We start from the raw sequence: 16,151 nt of genomic DNA on the forward strand, positions 1-16,151 counted from the left end.
CGGTAGGGAGTCCGGGATGGCGGCAGGGACTGCGAGCCAGACAGCGCAGACGGCAGCAGGCGGCGGAGAAGGGCCCGACGCGGCCCTCCAGGCCGCTTTCGACGCGGCGGTGGCAGCCGACGAGCGCATCGAGCCGCGCGACTGGATGCCTGACGCGTACCGCGCCTCGCTGGTCAGGCAGATGGCCCAGCACGCCCACTCCGAGATCATCGGCATGCAGCCGGAGGCCAACTGGATCACCCGGGCCCCCTCGCTGCGCCGCAAGGCGATCCTCATGGCCAAGGTGCAGGACGAGGCGGGCCACGGCCTGTATCTGTACAGCGCGGCCGAGACCCTGGGCACCGGCCGCGAGGAGCTGCTCGACAAGCTCCACGCGGGTCGGCAGCGCTATTCGTCGATCTTCAACTACCCGACGCTGACCTGGGCGGACGTGGGCGCCATCGGCTGGCTCGTGGACGGCGCCGCGATCACCAACCAGGTGCCCCTCTGCCGCTGCTCCTACGGCCCCTACGCCCGCGCGATGGTCCGCATCTGCAAGGAGGAGTCGTTCCACCAGCGCCAGGGGTACGAACTGCTCCTCGCGCTGAGCAACGGCACCGCCGCACAGCACGAGATGGCCCAGGACGCGGTGAACCGCTGGTGGTGGCCCTCCCTGATGATGTTCGGCCCGCCGGACGACGCATCGGCGCACTCGGCGCAGTCGATGGCCTGGAAGATCAAGCGGCACTCCAACGACGAACTGCGGCAGCGGTTCGTGGACATCTGCGTCCCCCAGGCCGAGGCGCTCGGCCTGACCCTCCCCGACCCGGACCTCCGGTGGAACGAGGAGCGCGGCAGGCACGACTTCGGCGCCATCGACTGGACCGAGTTCCAGGAGGTCCTGAAGGGCAACGGCCCCTGCAACGAGCAGCGACTCACCCAGCGCCGCCGCGCGCACGAGGAAGGCGCCTGGGTCCGCGAAGCCGCCGCCGCCTACGCCCGCAAGCACACGCCCGGCGCGGACCCGGCCGTACGGAACGGAAAGGCGACAGCATGAGCAGCTCGACGGACTGGCCGCTGTGGGAGGTGTTCGTCCGCTCGCGGCGCGGGCTCTCCCACACCCACGCCGGCAGCCTCCACGCACCGGACGCCGAAATGGCCCTGCGCAACGCGCGCGACCTCTACACCCGGCGGTCCGAGGGGGTCTCCCTGTGGGTCGTGCCCTCCGCCCAGATCACGGCGTCCTCGCCGGACGAGAAGGACTCGTTCTTCGAACCGGCCGGTGACAAGCCCTACCGGCACCCCACGTTCTACGAGATCCCGGACGGGGTGAAGCACCTGTGACCGCGGCCCTCGCCCTGGGCGACGACGCGCTGGTGCTGTCGCACCGGCTGGGGGAGTGGGCGGGCCACGCCCCGGTGCTGGAGGAGGAGGTCGCCCTCGCCAACATCGCCCTCGACCTGCTGGGCCAGGCCCGGCTGCTGCTCTCCCTCGTGGGCGACGAGGACGAACTGGCCTACCTCCGCGAGGAGCGCGCCTTCCGCAACGTCCAGCTGGTCGAGCAGCCGAACGGCGACTTCGCCCACACCATCGCCCGGCAGCTCTACTTCTCGGTCCACCAGCAAGGGCTGTACGAACAGCTGGCGGCCGGCGACAGCCCGTTCGCGGGGATGGCGGCCAAGGCGGTCAAAGAGGTCGCCTACCACCGGGACCACGCCGAGCAGTGGACGCTGCGCCTCGGTGACGGAACGGACGAGAGCCACGAGCGGATGCAGCGGGCGGTGGACGCGCTGTGGCGCTTCACCGGTGAGCTGTTCCAGCCGGTCGAAGGGGTCGACGTCGACTGGCAGGCGCTGCACAGCCGTTGGCTGGAGACCGTCACCGACGTCCTCGGCCGGGCCGCCCTGACCGTGCCGACGGGCCCGCAGTCCGGCGCCTGGACGGCCGGCGCGGGCCGGCAGGGCATCCACACCGAGTCCTTCGGCCGGATGCTCGCCGAGATGCAGCACCTGCACCGCAGCCACCCGGGGGCGTCATGGTGACCTGGACCTCCGTCGAGGAGGAGCTGCTGAGCCTCGCGGGCTCCGTCCCCGACCCGGAGCTGCCCGTGCTGACCCTGGAGGACCTGGGTGTGGTCCGGGGCGTGGAGGTGCACGACCCGGACCACGTCACGGTCAGGCTCACGCCGACGTACACCGGCTGCCCGGCGATCGAGGCCATGTCCGCGGACATCGAGCGCGTGCTGCACGCCCACGGCGTGGCGGAGGTGGCCGTGGAGACGGTCCTGTCGCCCGCCTGGTCGACGGACGACATGAGCGCCGAAGGGCGCCGGAAGCTGGCGGAATTCGGCATAGCCCCGCCCAGGCCGCACGACACCGCGTCCAGCGGGCCGGTGCCGCTGGCCCTGTCCGTGCGCTGCCCGCACTGCGGCTCCACCGAGACGGAGCTGCTGAGCCGGTTCTCCTCCACGGCGTGCAAGGCGCTCCGGCGCTGCGTCGCCTGCCAGGAGCCGTTCGACCACTTCAAGGAGTTGTAGATGTTCCATCCGCTCCGGGTCAGCGGGATCGAGCGGCTCACGGACGATTCGGTGGCCGTCACCCTCGCCGTCCCGCCCGGCCTGCACGACACCTTCCGGCACAAACCCGGCCAGCATCTCAACGTCCGTTACACCGTGGACGGCGAGGAGGTCCGCCGCTCGTACTCGATCTGCGCGCCGGCCCCCGCGCCCTCGGCCGGTCCGGCGCTGCGGGTGGGCATCCGCCTGGTGGACGGCGGCGCGTTCTCCACCTACGCGCTCAAGGAACTGCTGGTCGGGGACACGATCGAGGCGATGCCCCCGATGGGGCGCTTTGTCCTGACGCCGCGCGCCGGCCGGTTCGCGGCGATCGTCGGCGGAAGCGGCATCACGCCGGTGCTGTCCATGGTGGCCACCCTGCTCGCCCAGGAGCCGAACGCCACGTTCTGCCTGGTCCGCAGCGACCGGACAGCCGCCTCGACGATGTTCCTGGACGAGGTCGCCGACCTGAAGGACCGCTATCCGGACCGGTTCCAGCTGGTCACCGCCCTGTCCCGGGAGGAGCAGCAGGCGGGTCTGCCCTCGGGCCGGCTGGACGGCGAACGGCTCTCCGGACTGCTGCCGGCCCTGCTGCCGGTGGCGGAGATCGACGGCTGGTTCCTGTGCGGGCCGCTGGGCCTGGTCCGGGCCGCCGAGGTCGCGCTGCACGGGCTGGGAGTGGACCGCTCCCGCGTCCACCAGGAGATCTTCCACGTCGAGGACACCCCCGCCGCTCCCACGGGACCCCGGGTCGAGACGCCCGTCGGCGGCACCCTGACGGCGACGCTCGACGGCCGCTCCGGCACCTGGCCGGTGGAAGGGGGCGAATCGCTGCTGGAGACGGTGCTGCGCAGCCGCTCGGACGCGCCGTACGCGTGCAAGGGCGGCGTCTGCGGTACCTGCCGGGCGTTCCTGGTCTCCGGCGAGGTGCGGATGGACCGCAACTACGCCTTGGAGCCGGAGGAGACGGACGCGGGCTACGTGCTGGCCTGTCAGTCCCGTCCGGTCACCGAGGAGGTGGAGCTCGACTTCGACCGCTGACGCCCCGGCGCCGGAGGGCCGGGGCGGGTCGCGTCAGGCGACGAAGGCCGGGGTGCCGTTGTCGGTGACCATCGGGCGGCCCGCGCCGTCCCAGGCGAGCATGCCGCCGTCGATGTTGACGGCGTCGATCCCCTGCTGCACCAGGTACTGGGTGACCTGGGCGGACCGGCCGCCGACCCGGCACATCACGTGCACGCGCCGGCCGTCCTCCACCGCCTCGGTCAGCTCACCGACGCGGCCCACGAAGTCGCTCATGGGGATGTGCAGGGCGCCCTCGACGTGTCCGGCCGCCCACTCGTCGTTCTCCCGGACGTCCAGTACGAGGCCGTCCGCCGGAACGGAGGCGACATCGACCGTAGGAAGCGGGCCGAAATTCATGGGTCATGCCTTCTCTCGTCAGTGCGCTCGGGGTCACCGAACCGGTGCGCTCGGAGCCACCGAAAACGCTACTGCACCAGAGCCGCGAGCTCAGCCTCCCGCTGCGAAACCTCGCCCAGCAGCTGTTCGGCGATCTGCTCCAGCAGCTGGTCCGGGTCGTCCGGGGCCATCCGCAGCATGGCGCCGATCGCGCTCTCCTCCAGTTCCTGGGCCCACTCCGTCAGGAGTTCCTTGCGCCGGGTCAGCCAGTCCAGCCGGGCGTAGAGCTCGTCGGCCTCGCTCAGCTCCTGCCGCGGCGCGGCCGGTCCCGCCGCCCACTCCTCGGCCAGTTCGTTGAGCAGGGCCTCGTCCCCGCGCCCGTAGGCGGCGTTGACGCGTGCGATGAACTCGTCCCGCCTGACCCGCTCCGCCTCGTCCTGGGCCAGGTCCGGGTGGGCCTTGCGGACCAGGTCGCGGTACAGCTTGCGGGCCTCGTCGGTGGGCCGGACCCGCTTGGGCGGGCGCACCCTCTGATCGGTCAGCATGGCCGACGCCTCGGGCGACAGGCCCTCGGAGTCCATCCAGTCGTGGAACAGCTCGTCCACGCCGGGCATGGGCATCACGACCGACCGCGCCTCCGCCGCCCTGCGCAGGTCCTCGGGGTCACCGGTCTTCGCCGCCCGCGCCTCGGCGATCTGCGCGTCGAGCTCGTCCAGCCGCGCGTACATCGGGCCCAGCCGCTGGTGGTGGAGCCGGGAGAAGTTCTCCACCTCGACCCGGAACGTCTCCACCGCGATCTCGAACTCGATCAGCGCCTGTTCGGCCGCCCGCACCGCCTGCGCGAGCCGCGCCTCGGGCCGTTGCTCTGCCCCGGACGCACCGGACTCGTCGTCCCCCGGCGCCCCGAGACCGGGCTCACCGCCCCCGGGCTCTCCGGCGTCGGGCCGTGCCTCGTCCTGCGGGTCATCGTCGTTCCGGGAGGGCACCCCGGCGGCTTCGTGGGTCACCTGCCCAGCGTATGGCCCCGGCCCGCCACCGAGGACACACGGGCACCGCCGCGGGCACCCCGCACCGGCCTCGCCGCGCCCTGCCGGACGCCACGCCCCGCTACACGCCCCGCTCGGCCGCGATCCGCCCCGCCCCGATCGCCCGCACCAGCTCCCCGTGGTCGGCCTCCGTGCGGTCCGCGTAGGTCACCGCGAAGGCCGCCACCGCCTCGTCCAACTCGTCGTTCTTGCCGCAGTAGCCCGCCAGCAGCCTCGGGTCGGCGCTGTGGGCGTGGGCGCGCGCCAGCAGCGCCCCGGTCATCCGGCCGTAGTCGTCGACCTGGTCGGCGGCCAGGGCGGCGGGGTCGACGCTGCCCTTGCGGTTCCTGAACTGCCGCACCTGGAAAGGTCGGCCTTCCACCGTCGTCCAGCCCAGCAGATGGTCACTGACGACCTGCATCCGCTTCTGCCCGAGCACCACGCGCCGGCCCTCGTGCACGGCTGCCGGCACCCCGAACCCCACGGCGGCCAGATGAGGCCCGAGCGCCGACGGCCTGGCCTCCTTCACCTGGAGCACCAGCGCCTCCCCCCGGTGGTCCAGCAGCAGCACCACGTACGAGCGGGTGCCCACGCTGCCGGTGCCGACCACCCGGAACGCCACGTCATGGATCGCGTACCGGGCCAGCAGCGGCAGCCGGTCCTCGGAGACGGTCCCCAGATAGTCCCCCAGCCCCGCCGCCACGGCCGCGGCCTCCTCGTCCGGGACCCGGCGCAGCACCGGCGGCGCGTCCACGAAACGGCGGCCACCGTCCTCGCAGTCCTCCGTGGACTTCGCCGCGAAACGGGCACTGGTGTTGTTGCGGGCCTTCTCGGAGACCCGCTCCAGGGTGCCGAGCAGATCCCGCGCGTCGGTGTGGGAGACCAGCTCCTCGTCCGCGATGGCGTTCCACGCGTCGAGCGCGGGCATCCGGGCCAGCAGCCGCACCGTCCGCCGGTAGGCCCCCACGGTGTCGTACGCGGCCTTGCGGCAGGTGTCCTCGTCGGCACCGGCCTCCCGCCCCGCGAGCACCAGCGAGGTCGCCAGGCGCTTGAGGTCCCACTCCCAGGGTCCGGGCACGGTCTCGTCGAAGTCGTTCAGGTCGATGACGAGCCCGCCCCGCGCATCGCCGTACAGCCCGAAGTTGGCCGCGTGCGCGTCGCCGCAGAGCTGGGCGGCGACCCCGGTGACCGGGGTGCCCACCAGGTCATGGGCCATCAGCCCGGCGGAGCCGCGCAGGAAGGCGAAGGGGGTGGCGGCCATCCGGCCCACCCGGATCGGCGTCAGCTCCGCCACCCGGCCCCGGTTGGATTCCTCGACCGCGCGCACCGCGTCCGGCCGCCCGGCCGGCAGGTCCAGCGTCGCGTGTGCGGACCGGGGGACCCGCGCCCGCAGCGCCTTGCCCTTCTCCTTGGGGCGCCCCTCGGCCTCCGCGTAAGCCCTGCCCGTACGGCGTGCGAAACCCGGCACGGCCGGTATGCGCGGCTCATCCGCGTCGGCGGCGAGCCCGTCCCCGGTGACCGCACCCCCACCGCCGGGTTCGACGAGTCCTACCGATGGCAGTCCCGTCCCGGTCGTTTCCATGGTGCGCAGCCTCCCCCGCCCCGCCCGGCGCAGCCGCCGAACACCTGCCCGAACATCAACTGCCGCCGACCGTACCGCCGTACCCCGGCCGCCGTCTGCCCCCGGTGGACGGCTCCGCCGGCCGGGCGCTCGGACCCTCCACGCCCCGTCACGTGAAACGGGCGTTTCACGTGAAACCAAACACACAGGAAAGGGGTCGCCCCCAACGGAAGAAGCCCCCCAGGACGATGCCTGGGGGGCTTCCTACTTGTGCGCGAGGGGGGATTTGAACCCCCACGTCCCTAAGGACACTGGCACCTGAAGCCAGCGCGTCTGCCGTTCCGCCACTCGCGCAAGAGTGGTGTTTCCAGACTCTCTCACTTTTCGGTGCGAGCGCCTGGCGACATCCGGAAGATTAGCACGCTGGACAGGGTGGATTCACATCCGTTGTTTCGCCGCCCGATCACCGGGCACTCGCCGCACGCTCGGCGGACGTCCGCGGAACGTCCGACAGGAACCGGGAACCCCCAGGGGCCGCCCCCCACTCCTCCTGAGTGCGTCCAAGGTGCGGGACACTGTGAGGAGGCCACCTCTACGATCCGTGTGAGGGGGGACACTCCTCCACAGGGCAGACAAGGGGAACCAGCCGATTTCCCGACGCGTGGATACGATCAGTAAGCAGTACAGGGACGATGACACCGGAGGAGGTGCCCCATGGGAGTGATGAAGCGTTTCGAGCAGCGTCTCGAAGGTCTGGTCAACGGCACTTTCGCCAAGGTCTTCAAGTCCGAGGTCCAGCCGGTCGAGATCGCGGGTGCCCTCCAGCGGGAGTGCGACAACAACGCCACCATCTGGAACCGTGAGCGCACCGTCGTCCCCAACGACTTCATCGTCGAGCTCAGCGCCCCCGACTACGAGCGCCTGAGCCCGTACTCCGGCCAGCTGGGCGACGAGCTCTCCGGCCTCGTCCGGGACTACGCGAAGCAGCAGCGGTACACCTTCATGGGCCCGATCAAGGTGCACCTGGAGAAGGCCGAGGACCTCGACACCGGTCTCTACCGGGTCCGCAGCCGCACGCTGGCGTCCAGCTCGTCACAGGGCCAGGCGCCGGCACAGGGCCAGAGCTACGGCGGCCAGTCGCCCCAGCAGGGGTACCCCGGCCGCGCCGCTCCGCAGAGCCCCGGCGGCGGTTACGGCTACCCTCCCACCTCCCCTCCGCCCATGCCCCCCGGCCCGCCGCCGGGCGCCGGGCGCCACGGCGGTCCCGACCGGCGTCCGCCGACGCCCACCTCCCCGCCGAACGCGCAGGTGCGGCGCTGGATCGAGATCAACGGCACCCGCCACCAGATCTCGCGCCCGACGCTGGTCATGGGCCGCAGCACCGACGCCGATGTGCGGATCGACGACCCCGGCGTCTCCCGTCGGCACTGTGAGATCAGGACCGGAACGCCCTCGACGATCCAGGATCTCGGGTCTACCAACGGCATCGTGGTAGACGGGCAGCACACCACCCGCGCTACGCTCCGCGACGGCTCGCGGATCGTCGTGGGCAGCACCACCATCGTTTACCGGCAAGCCGAAGGGTGAAGCGGGGGCAATGTCAGAGCTGACCCTGACGGTCATGCGGCTAGGTTTCCTGGCTGTTCTGTGGCTGTTCGTGATCGTGGCCGTCCAGGTCATTCGCAGCGACCTGTTCGGAACGCGCGTCACGCAGCGCGGCTCACGCCGCACCGCGACCGACGCGCGTCCGCCCCAGGGACGCCAGAACGCGGCACCGCCGCCACAGCGCCAGCAGCCCGGCCGCCAGCGCCGGGGTGCGCCGACCAAGCTGGTCGTCTCCGAGGGCACGCTCACCGGCACCACGGTGGCGCTCCAGGGGCAGACCATCACGCTGGGCCGTGCCCATGATTCAACGATCGTGCTGGACGACGACTACGCGTCCAGCAGGCATGCCAGGATCTACCCCGACCGTGACGGCCAGTGGATCGTCGAGGATCTCGGGTCCACCAACGGCACGTACCTGGACCGGACCCGCCTCACCACCCCGACGCCCGTTCCGCTGGGCGCGCCGATCCGGATCGGCAAGACCGTCATCGAGCTGCGGAAGTAGTACGACAATGAGCGAGCGGAGCGAGCGAGCCGCGGGGGTCCGGGCAACGGACCCGGCCAGGCTCCCGACCGGAGGGTGGGCAGTGTGGCTCGAGACCGGCTGTACCCCGAACCGACGGGTGAGGTGCGCATGAGTCTGTCCCTGCGCTTCGCCGCCGGATCGCACAAGGGCATGATCCGCGAGGGCAACGAGGACTCCGGCTACGCCGGCCCGCGCCTTCTCGCGATCGCCGACGGCATGGGCGGCCAGGCGGCCGGTGAGGTCGCCAGTTCCGAGGTGATCTCCACCCTCGTCCAGCTCGATGACGACGTCCCGGGCTCCGACATCCTCACCTCGCTCGGCACGGCGGTCCAGCGGGCCAACGACCAGCTGCGGATGATGGTCGAGGAGGACCCCCAGCTGGAGGGCATGGGCACCACGCTCACCGCCCTGCTGTGGACCGGCCAGCGCCTCGGCCTGGTGCACGTCGGCGACTCGCGCGCGTACCTGCTGCGCGACGGCGTGCTCACCCAGATCACGCAGGACCACACCTGGGTCCAGCGGCTGGTGGACGAGGGCCGGATCACCGAGGAGGAGGCCACCACCCACCCGCAGCGCTCCCTGCTGATGCGCGCGCTGGGCAGTGGCGACCACGTCGAACCCGACCTCTCCATCCGTGAGGTCCGGGCCGGCGACCGCTACCTGATCTGCTCCGACGGGCTCTCCGGCGTCGTCTCCCACCAGACGATGGAGGAGACGCTCGCCAGCTACCAGGGCCCGCAGGAGACCATCCAGGACCTGATCCAGCTCGCCCTGCGCGGCGGCGGACCGGACAACATCACCTGCATCGTCGCCGATGTCTTCGACGTCGACGGCAACGACACCCTGGCCGGGCAGCTCAATGACACCCCGGTCGTCGTCGGCGCGGTCGCCGAGAACCAGGCGGCCCAGCTGAACGACGGCGGTGCGATGCAGACGCCCGCGGGCCGTGCGGCCGGCCTCGGCCGTCCCGTACCGCCGCCCGCAGGCAGCTTCGGCCCGCCCGGCAGCGGCGACGACTCCGGCTACGACGGGATGCCCGAGGGGGCCTTCGGCTCGTACTCGGACGACGACTTCGTCAAGCAGGGCGGCGGCCGCAAGTGGCTCAAGCGGTCCCTGTACGTGGTGCTCGCGCTGGCCGTCGTCGGCGGCGGGCTCTACGGCGGCTACCGCTGGACCCAGACCCAGTTCTACGTCGGCGCGAAGAACGACAACGTCGCGCTGTACCGGGGCATCAGCCAGGATCTCGGCTGGCTCTCGCTCTCGAAGGTCGAGACCGACCATCCCGAGATCGAACTCAAGTACCTCCCGCCCTACCAGCGCAAGAAGGTCGAGGCGACGATCGCCGAGGGCAGCCTCGCCGACGCCCGCGAGAAGATCTCCGAGCTCTCCGTCCAGGCGTCCGCCTGCAAGAAGGACGCGGCACGTCGCGCGGCGGAGAAGGAGCACAGCGACGAGGGCCAGGCGCAGGGCACGGACACCGACGCCACCAAGGCGTCCAAGTCCGGCAAGACATCCGGTGGCGACACCAAGTCCGAGCAGACTTCCACGACTCCCACTCCTGGGCCCAGCCTCTCGGAGGAAGAGAAGAAGCTGGTCCCGCAGTGCGGTAAGAAGTAGAGCCGTAGGGGGCCTTCAGCACCATGAGCGTTGTCACCAACACGACCACGATCGGCGCGATCGACGCACCGAGCAGGCGCAACACCGAACTGATGATGATGGTCTTCGCCATCGCCATCTCGGTGTTCGCCTACGCCAACGTGGGCCTGGCCATGGACGGCACGCTGCCCTCCGGCATGTTCGGCTACGGAGCGGGGCTCATCCTGCTCGGCGGTGTGGCCCACCTCGTGGTCCGCAAGTTCGCCCGGTACGCCGACCCGCTGCTGCTGCCGCTGGCCACCCTGCTCAACGGGCTCGGGCTGGTGCTGATCTGGCGGCTCGACCAGTCGCCGAAGCTGATCAGGGACGCCGAGAGCGCCTTCGGGGTGTTCACCCCGTCCGCCCCCCGGCAGCTGATGTACTCGGCGGTCGGTGTGGCGCTGTTCGTCGGCGTACTGCTGCTGCTGAAGGACCATCGCATCCTGCAGCGCTACACGTACATCTCGATGGCGGTCGCGCTGTTCCTGCTGATCCTTCCGATGTTCTTTCCGGCCAAGTTCGGCGCGAGGATCTGGATCAACATCGCCGGCTTCTCCATCCAGCCGGGGGAGTTCGCGAAAATCATCATCGCGGTCTTCTTCGCCGGCTATCTCATGGTCAAACGGGACGCGCTGGCGCTCGCCAGCCGCCGCTTCATGGGGCTCTACCTGCCGCGCGGACGCGACCTGGGCCCCATCCTGGTCATCTGGGCGCTGTCGATCCTGATCCTGGTCTTCGAGACCGACCTCGGTACGTCGCTGCTGTTCTTCGGCCTCTTCGTGATCATGCTGTACGTCGCCACCGAGCGGACCAGCTGGATCGTCTTCGGCCTCCTGATGTCGGCGGCCGGAGCCGTGGGCGTCGCGACCTTCGAACCGCACGTCGAAGCCCGTGTGACCGCCTGGCAGGACCCGTTCAAGTGCTTCCAGACGGACGGCGCCTGCGAGCAGATCGGCAACGCCATCATGTCCTTCGGGTCGGGCGGCACGCTCGGCTCCGGCTGGGGCCAGGGCCACTCCGACCTGATCGGGTTCGCCGCCAACGCCGACTTCATCCTCGCCACCGTCGGTGACGAGCTCGGCCTGGCCGGGATGATGGCCGTCCTGCTCCTCTACGGCCTCATCGTCGAACGCGGTATCCGCACGGCGCTCGCCGCCCGCGACCCGTTCGGCAAGCTCCTGGCGGTCGGCCTCTCCGGCGCCTTCGCGATCCAGGTCTTCGTCGTCGCCGGCGGCGTCATGGGCCTGATCCCGCTCACCGGTATGACGATGCCGTTCCTCGCGGCCGGTGGTTCGTCCGTGATCGCCAACTGGGCTCTCATCGGCATCCTCATCCGCATCAGCGACACCGCCCGCCGCCCCGCGCCCGCCCCCGCGCCCTCGACCGACGCCGAGATGACCCAGGTGGTCCGCCCGTGAACAAGCCCCTGCGCCGGATCGCGATCTTCTGCGGCGTCCTGATCTTCGCCCTGCTCGCACGGACCAACTACCTGCAGTACGTGAAGGCCGACGCCCTCAACACCCGCGACGAGAACCGCCGCGTCCGCATCGAGCGGTACGCCCACGAGCGCGGCAACATCATCGTGGACGGAAAGTCGGTCACCGGGTCCGTCGAGACGAAGGGCAGCGACTTCAAGTACAAGCGGGTCTGGAAGAACGGCCCCATGTGGGCCCCCGTCACCGGCTACTCCTCGCAGGCGTTCGACGCCTCGCAGCTGGAGAAGCTGGAGGACGGCATCCTCACCGGCAACGACGACCAGCTCTTCTTCAACCGGACGATGTCGATGTTCACCGGTGAGGAGAAGACGGGTGGCAACGTCGTCACGACGCTCAACGGGGCGGCGCAGAAGGCCGCCTTCGAGGGCCTCGGCAAGAAGAAGGGCGCCGTCGCCGCCCTCGACCCGCGGACCGGCGCCATCCTGGCCCTCGCCAGCACCCCCTCGTACGACCCCTCGACCTTCGCGGGCAACAGCAAGGCCGACACCAAGGCGTGGCAGTCCCTGTTGAACGACAAGGACAAGCCGATGCTCAACCGGGCGCTGCGCGAGACCTACCCGCCCGGCTCGACGTTCAAGGTCGTCACCGCGGCCGCCGCGCTGGAGAACGGCCTCTACGACGACATCGACGAGGACACGAAGTCGCCGCTGCCCTGGCGCCTGCCGCAGTCGACCGACGACCTGCCCAACGAGGGCAACATCCCCTGCAAGAACGCCTCGCTCCGCGTGGCGCTGCGGTACTCCTGCAACACCGTCTTCGGCAAGATCAGCGATGACCTGGGCAACCAGAAGATGATCGACGAAGCCGGCAAGTTCGGCTTCAACAAGGAGATCTTCACCCCGGTCCGCTCGAACGCCAGCGTGTACCCCGAGGACAACCGCCCGCAGAACGCCATGGCTGGCATCGGCCAGGCGTCCAATCGCGCCACTCCCCTCCAGATGGCGATGGTCGCCTCCGCCGTCGCCAACGACGGCAAGCTCATGCAGCCGTACATGGTCGCCGAGCGCAAGGCGCCCAACCTGGACGTGATCTACACGCACGAGAAGGAGGAGTTCAGCAGGCCCCTCTCGGCGGAGAACGCCCAGAAGCTCCAGAAGATGATGGAGACCGTCGTCGAGGAGGGCACGGGCACGAACGCCCAGATCCCGGGCGTCAAGGTCGGCGGCAAGACCGGTACCGCCCAGAACGGTCTGAACAACAAGGGGAACCCGTACGCGTGGTTCATCTCGTACGCGATGACCGACAGCGGTTCTCCGGTGGCCGTGGCCGTCGTCGTCGAGGACAGCGGCGCCACCCGCGAGAACATCTCCGGTGGTGGCCTGGCCGCCCCGATCGCGAAGGCGGTCATGAAGGCGGTCATCGACAGCGAGAAGTGACTCCGCTCACACCCGGCCGCGAAAGCGCCTCTGCGGATACCGGTCGGATATCAGGTACCGCCTCCGGGCCGATCAGCTGATGCGCGGCCGGTAGCGTATGCGCGAACAGCACACCGCCGGACCGCACACCGGTGCGGTCAGGACTGACGGAGAGGGCTGGAACAGTTATGGAAGAGCCGCGTCGCCTCGGCGGCCGGTACGAGCTGGGCTCGGTGCTCGGCCGTGGTGGCATGGCCGAGGTCTACCTCGCCCACGACACCCGGCTCGGCCGCACCGTCGCCGTGAAGACGCTCCGGGCGGACCTCGCCCGCGACCCGTCCTTCCAGGCCCGGTTCCGCCGTGAGGCCCAGTCCGCCGCCTCGCTCAACCATCCGGCGATCGTCGCGGTGTACGACACCGGCGAGGACTACGTCGACGGGGTCTCCATCCCGTACATCGTCATGGAGTACGTCGACGGCTCGACGCTCCGCGAGCTGCTGCACTCGGGGCGCAGACTGCTGCCCGAGCGGACGCTCGAAATGACGGTGGGCATCCTCCAGGCGCTGGAGTACTCGCACCGCGCGGGCATCGTCCACCGGGACATCAAGCCGGCCAACGTCATGCTGACCCGGACGGGACAGGTCAAGGTCATGGACTTCGGCATCGCCCGTGCCATGGGCGACTCCGGCATGACGATGACCCAGACCGCGGCCGTCATCGGCACCGCCCAGTACCTCTCCCCGGAGCAGGCCAAGGGCGAGCAGGTCGACGCGCGGTCCGACCTCTACTCGACCGGCTGCCTGCTCTACGAGCTGCTGACCGTCCGGCCCCCGTTCGTCGGGGACTCCCCGGTGGCGGTGGCGTACCAGCACGTACGGGAAGAGCCGCAGCCGCCGAGCAACTTCGACCCCGAGATCACGCCCGCGATGGACGCGATCGTGCTCAAGGCCCTCACCAAGGACCCCGACTACCGCTACCAGTCGGCCGACGAGATGCGCGCCGACATCGAGGCGTGCCTCGACGGCCAGCCGGTCGCCGCGACCGCCGCGATGGGTGCGGCGGGCTACGGCGGCGGCTACCCCGGCGGGTACGACAACGACCAGCCCACCACCGCCCTGCGCGCCGCCGACCAGAACGGCGAGCGCACGTCGATGCTGCCGCCGGTCAACCCGGACGACGGCGGTTACGGCTACGACGACCGCCCCGACCGCCGCCGGCAGAAGAAGAACAACACCTCGACGATCCTCCTGGTCGTCGCGGGCATCCTGGTGCTGATCGGCGCGATCCTCATCGGCAAGGCGGTCTTCCCCGGCGACGGCGGCGACGACGGTGCGTTCGACGTGCCCAACGTGGTCGGCACCACGGTCAAGGACGCTCAGAAACTGGCCGACAACACGAACATCATTCTCAAGGTCGGCCCGAAGGAAGAGTGCAAGGAGCAGCCCAAGGGCAAGATCTGCCGCCAGACGCCTGAGGACGGGAAGATGAAGGAGCAGGAGACCCTCACGGTCTTCGTCTCCAGCGGTCCGCCGAAGGTCGAGGTGCCCGATGTGACGAACCAGTCCGAGGAGGACGCCCGCAAGAACCTGGAGGCCAAGGGCTTCACGGTCAACGTCACCTCGGTCGAGTCCGACCAGGCGGAACCCGACACCGTCCTGGAGCAGTCCCCCAAGGGCGGCGCGAAGGCCGAGGAGAACTCCGAGGTCACGCTCAAGATCGCCACGGAGAAGCTGCTCACCATGCCTCCCGTGACCGGCCGCTCCTACGACGACGCGGTGAACCAGCTGAAGGGCCTCGGCTTCACCAACATCGGCAAGGCCGAGGAGGACTCCGACAAGCCGGCGAACGAGGTGATCGGCCAGACCCCCGAGGCGAACCAGAAGGTCGGCAAGAACACCACGATCCTGCTCAAGGTGTCCAAGGGCCCGACCCAGCCCCCGACGGTCGCCGTCCCTGAGGTGCGGACGAAGAAGGTGTCCGAGGCCAAGCAGCTCCTGAACCAGGCCGGCTTCACGCAGATCCAGTTCGCCCCGAACAGCCCTCAGGACGACAACGCCACCGTCATCAACATCGACCCGCAGCCGAACACCCAGGCCGACCCGGCCACCACGGTCATCACGCTCACCACGGTGGGCGGCGGCGGCAACATCTTCGGCGGACCCAACGGCGGCGGCGGGGGCCACTGACCCGTTCCGCACCCGGTACGAACAGAGGGCCCCAGCCACCGCGAAGGCGGCCGGGGCCCTCTGCCGTGACCGCTCAGCGCAGCTCCGCCGGCTTCGTGCGGTCGCGGTCGACCTTCTCCGTACGGACCAGCTCGCCCCACACGATGTAGCGGTACTTGGACGTGTAGACCGGAGTGCAGGTCGTGAGCGTGATGTAACGGCCGGCCTTCGTCACTCCGGCGTCCTTCGGGACCGCGCCCAGCACGTCGACGTTGTACTTGGACGTCTGCGGCAGCTCGCTGAAGACCTTGTAGACGTACCAGGTGTCCTTCGTCTCGAAGACGATCGCGTCCCCGGTGCGCACCTTGTCGATGTTGTGGAACTTCGCCCCGTGCCCGTCCCGGTGGGCGGCCAGCGCGAAGTTGCCCTCCTTGGCGGAGGGGAGCGCGGATTTCACCGGATCGGTGTAGTAGCCGGCGACGCCGTCGTTGAGCGTCTCGGTGTCGGTGCCCTTCTTGACGAGCACCTCGCCGTTCTTCATCGACGGGACGTGGAGGAAGCCGATGCCGTCCTTGGTGTCCAGCGCACCGGGGCCGTCGGCCCACTTATCGCGGACGGTGTGGCCCTGCTTGGCCGCCTCGCGGTCGGCGAGCACATTCGTCCACCACAGCGAGTAGATGACGAAGAGACCGAGCACCAGACCTGCGGTGATGAGCAGTTCACCGAAGACGCTGACGGCGGTCGCGACGGGATGACGGCCGCCCTTCCGCGCGGGTGGCGCGGACTCGTCGGCCCGCTCCTGGTCCTCGGTCGTCGCTGTCATAGCACCGCCCTGTCGTCATGGCGTCCGGC

The 16,151-nt window shown here is 70.2% G+C and carries 15 protein-coding genes and 1 tRNA gene; 11 read left to right on the top strand and 5 right to left on the bottom strand.

Annotation, left to right across the window (positions count from 1 at the left end; genetic code table 11):
- Positions 1 to 16: 16 nt before the first annotated feature.
- Genes paaA through ACFUJY_RS02340 form a run of 5 tightly spaced genes read left to right on the top strand, consistent with a single transcriptional unit; the run spans position 17 to position 3,574 of the window.
- A complete protein-coding gene (gene paaA / locus ACFUJY_RS02320; RefSeq protein WP_383293223.1) occupies positions 17 to 1,036 on the top strand; it encodes a 1,2-phenylacetyl-CoA epoxidase subunit PaaA in 1,020 nt (339 codons plus the stop codon).
- Complete coding sequence (gene paaB / locus ACFUJY_RS02325; RefSeq protein ID WP_018101933.1) at positions 1,033 to 1,323, top strand: 1,2-phenylacetyl-CoA epoxidase subunit PaaB; 291 nt, start codon at positions 1,033 to 1,035, stop codon at positions 1,321 to 1,323. Before paaA ends, paaB begins: the two co-directional genes overlap by 4 nt.
- Complete coding sequence (paaC, locus tag ACFUJY_RS02330) at positions 1,320 to 2,021, top strand: 1,2-phenylacetyl-CoA epoxidase subunit PaaC (RefSeq protein ID WP_383293226.1); 702 nt, start codon at positions 1,320 to 1,322, stop codon at positions 2,019 to 2,021. The genes paaB and paaC overlap by 4 nt, the downstream gene beginning before the upstream one ends.
- The gene (paaD, locus tag ACFUJY_RS02335) at positions 2,015 to 2,515 is read left to right on the top strand and encodes a 1,2-phenylacetyl-CoA epoxidase subunit PaaD (protein ID WP_383293229.1); all 501 of its coding nucleotides are present in this window, start codon (positions 2,015 to 2,017) and stop codon (positions 2,513 to 2,515) included. The genes paaC and paaD overlap by 7 nt, the downstream gene beginning before the upstream one ends.
- Complete coding sequence (locus ACFUJY_RS02340) at positions 2,516 to 3,574, top strand: 2Fe-2S iron-sulfur cluster-binding protein (protein ID WP_383293231.1); 1,059 nt, start codon at positions 2,516 to 2,518, stop codon at positions 3,572 to 3,574.
- Positions 3,575 to 3,607: 33 nt separating this feature from the next.
- On the opposite strand, the gene ACFUJY_RS02345 is transcribed toward ACFUJY_RS02340, so the two are convergent.
- The 4 genes from ACFUJY_RS02345 to ACFUJY_RS02360 all read right to left on the bottom strand — a co-directional run bounded on the left by ACFUJY_RS02345 (position 3,608) and on the right by ACFUJY_RS02360 (position 6,871).
- Positions 3,608 to 3,952, bottom strand: coding sequence for a rhodanese-like domain-containing protein (locus ACFUJY_RS02345; RefSeq protein WP_383293233.1), 345 nt, complete (start codon positions 3,950 to 3,952; stop codon positions 3,608 to 3,610).
- A 68-nt stretch (positions 3,953 to 4,020) separates the two neighbouring features.
- Positions 4,021 to 4,938, bottom strand: coding sequence for a hypothetical protein (locus ACFUJY_RS02350; RefSeq protein ID WP_383293236.1), 918 nt, complete (start codon positions 4,936 to 4,938; stop codon positions 4,021 to 4,023).
- Positions 4,939 to 5,038: 100 nt separating this feature from the next.
- Positions 5,039 to 6,538 (bottom strand): DUF2252 domain-containing protein, encoded by a 1,500-nt coding sequence (locus ACFUJY_RS02355; RefSeq protein WP_383293239.1) that lies wholly within the window; start codon positions 6,536 to 6,538, stop codon positions 5,039 to 5,041.
- Between the two features lie 250 nt (positions 6,539 to 6,788).
- Positions 6,789 to 6,871 (bottom strand) — tRNA-Leu (locus tag ACFUJY_RS02360).
- Between the two features lie 360 nt (positions 6,872 to 7,231).
- Between ACFUJY_RS02360 and ACFUJY_RS02365 the strand changes: the two genes are divergently transcribed.
- From ACFUJY_RS02365 to pknB, 6 genes are all read left to right on the top strand, one after another.
- On the top strand, positions 7,232 to 8,104 hold the full coding sequence (locus tag ACFUJY_RS02365; protein ID WP_383293242.1) for an FhaA domain-containing protein: 873 nt from the start codon (positions 7,232 to 7,234) through the stop codon (positions 8,102 to 8,104).
- 10 nt (positions 8,105 to 8,114) lie between these two features.
- Positions 8,115 to 8,627 (top strand): FHA domain-containing protein, encoded by a 513-nt coding sequence (locus ACFUJY_RS02370; protein ID WP_383293245.1) that lies wholly within the window; start codon positions 8,115 to 8,117, stop codon positions 8,625 to 8,627.
- 129 nt (positions 8,628 to 8,756) lie between these two features.
- Complete coding sequence (locus ACFUJY_RS02375) at positions 8,757 to 10,265, top strand: Stp1/IreP family PP2C-type Ser/Thr phosphatase (RefSeq protein ID WP_383293248.1); 1,509 nt, start codon at positions 8,757 to 8,759, stop codon at positions 10,263 to 10,265.
- Between the two features lie 23 nt (positions 10,266 to 10,288).
- Positions 10,289 to 11,701 carry an FtsW/RodA/SpoVE family cell cycle protein gene (locus ACFUJY_RS02380; RefSeq protein ID WP_383293251.1) on the top strand — a complete coding sequence of 471 codons (1,413 nt, stop codon included), beginning with the start codon at positions 10,289 to 10,291 and terminating at the stop codon, positions 11,699 to 11,701.
- Positions 11,698 to 13,155 (top strand): peptidoglycan D,D-transpeptidase FtsI family protein, encoded by a 1,458-nt coding sequence (locus tag ACFUJY_RS02385; RefSeq protein ID WP_383293254.1) that lies wholly within the window; start codon positions 11,698 to 11,700, stop codon positions 13,153 to 13,155. The genes ACFUJY_RS02380 and ACFUJY_RS02385 overlap by 4 nt, the downstream gene beginning before the upstream one ends.
- A 167-nt stretch (positions 13,156 to 13,322) precedes the next feature.
- Positions 13,323 to 15,320, top strand: a complete 1,998-nt coding sequence (gene pknB, locus ACFUJY_RS02390) for a Stk1 family PASTA domain-containing Ser/Thr kinase (RefSeq protein WP_383293257.1) — start codon at positions 13,323 to 13,325, stop codon at positions 15,318 to 15,320.
- A gap of 73 nt (positions 15,321 to 15,393) precedes the next feature.
- Here the strand turns inward: pknB and ACFUJY_RS02395 are convergent, their stop codons facing one another.
- Positions 15,394 to 16,122: a class E sortase gene (locus ACFUJY_RS02395; protein WP_383293260.1), complete on the bottom strand. Its 729-nt coding sequence runs from the start codon at positions 16,120 to 16,122 to the stop codon at positions 15,394 to 15,396.
- Between the last annotated feature and the right edge of the window lie 29 nt (positions 16,123 to 16,151).

The organism is Streptomyces sp. NPDC057249 (assembly GCF_042669245.1).
Taxonomy (GTDB): domain Bacteria; phylum Actinomycetota; class Actinomycetes; order Streptomycetales; family Streptomycetaceae; genus Streptomyces.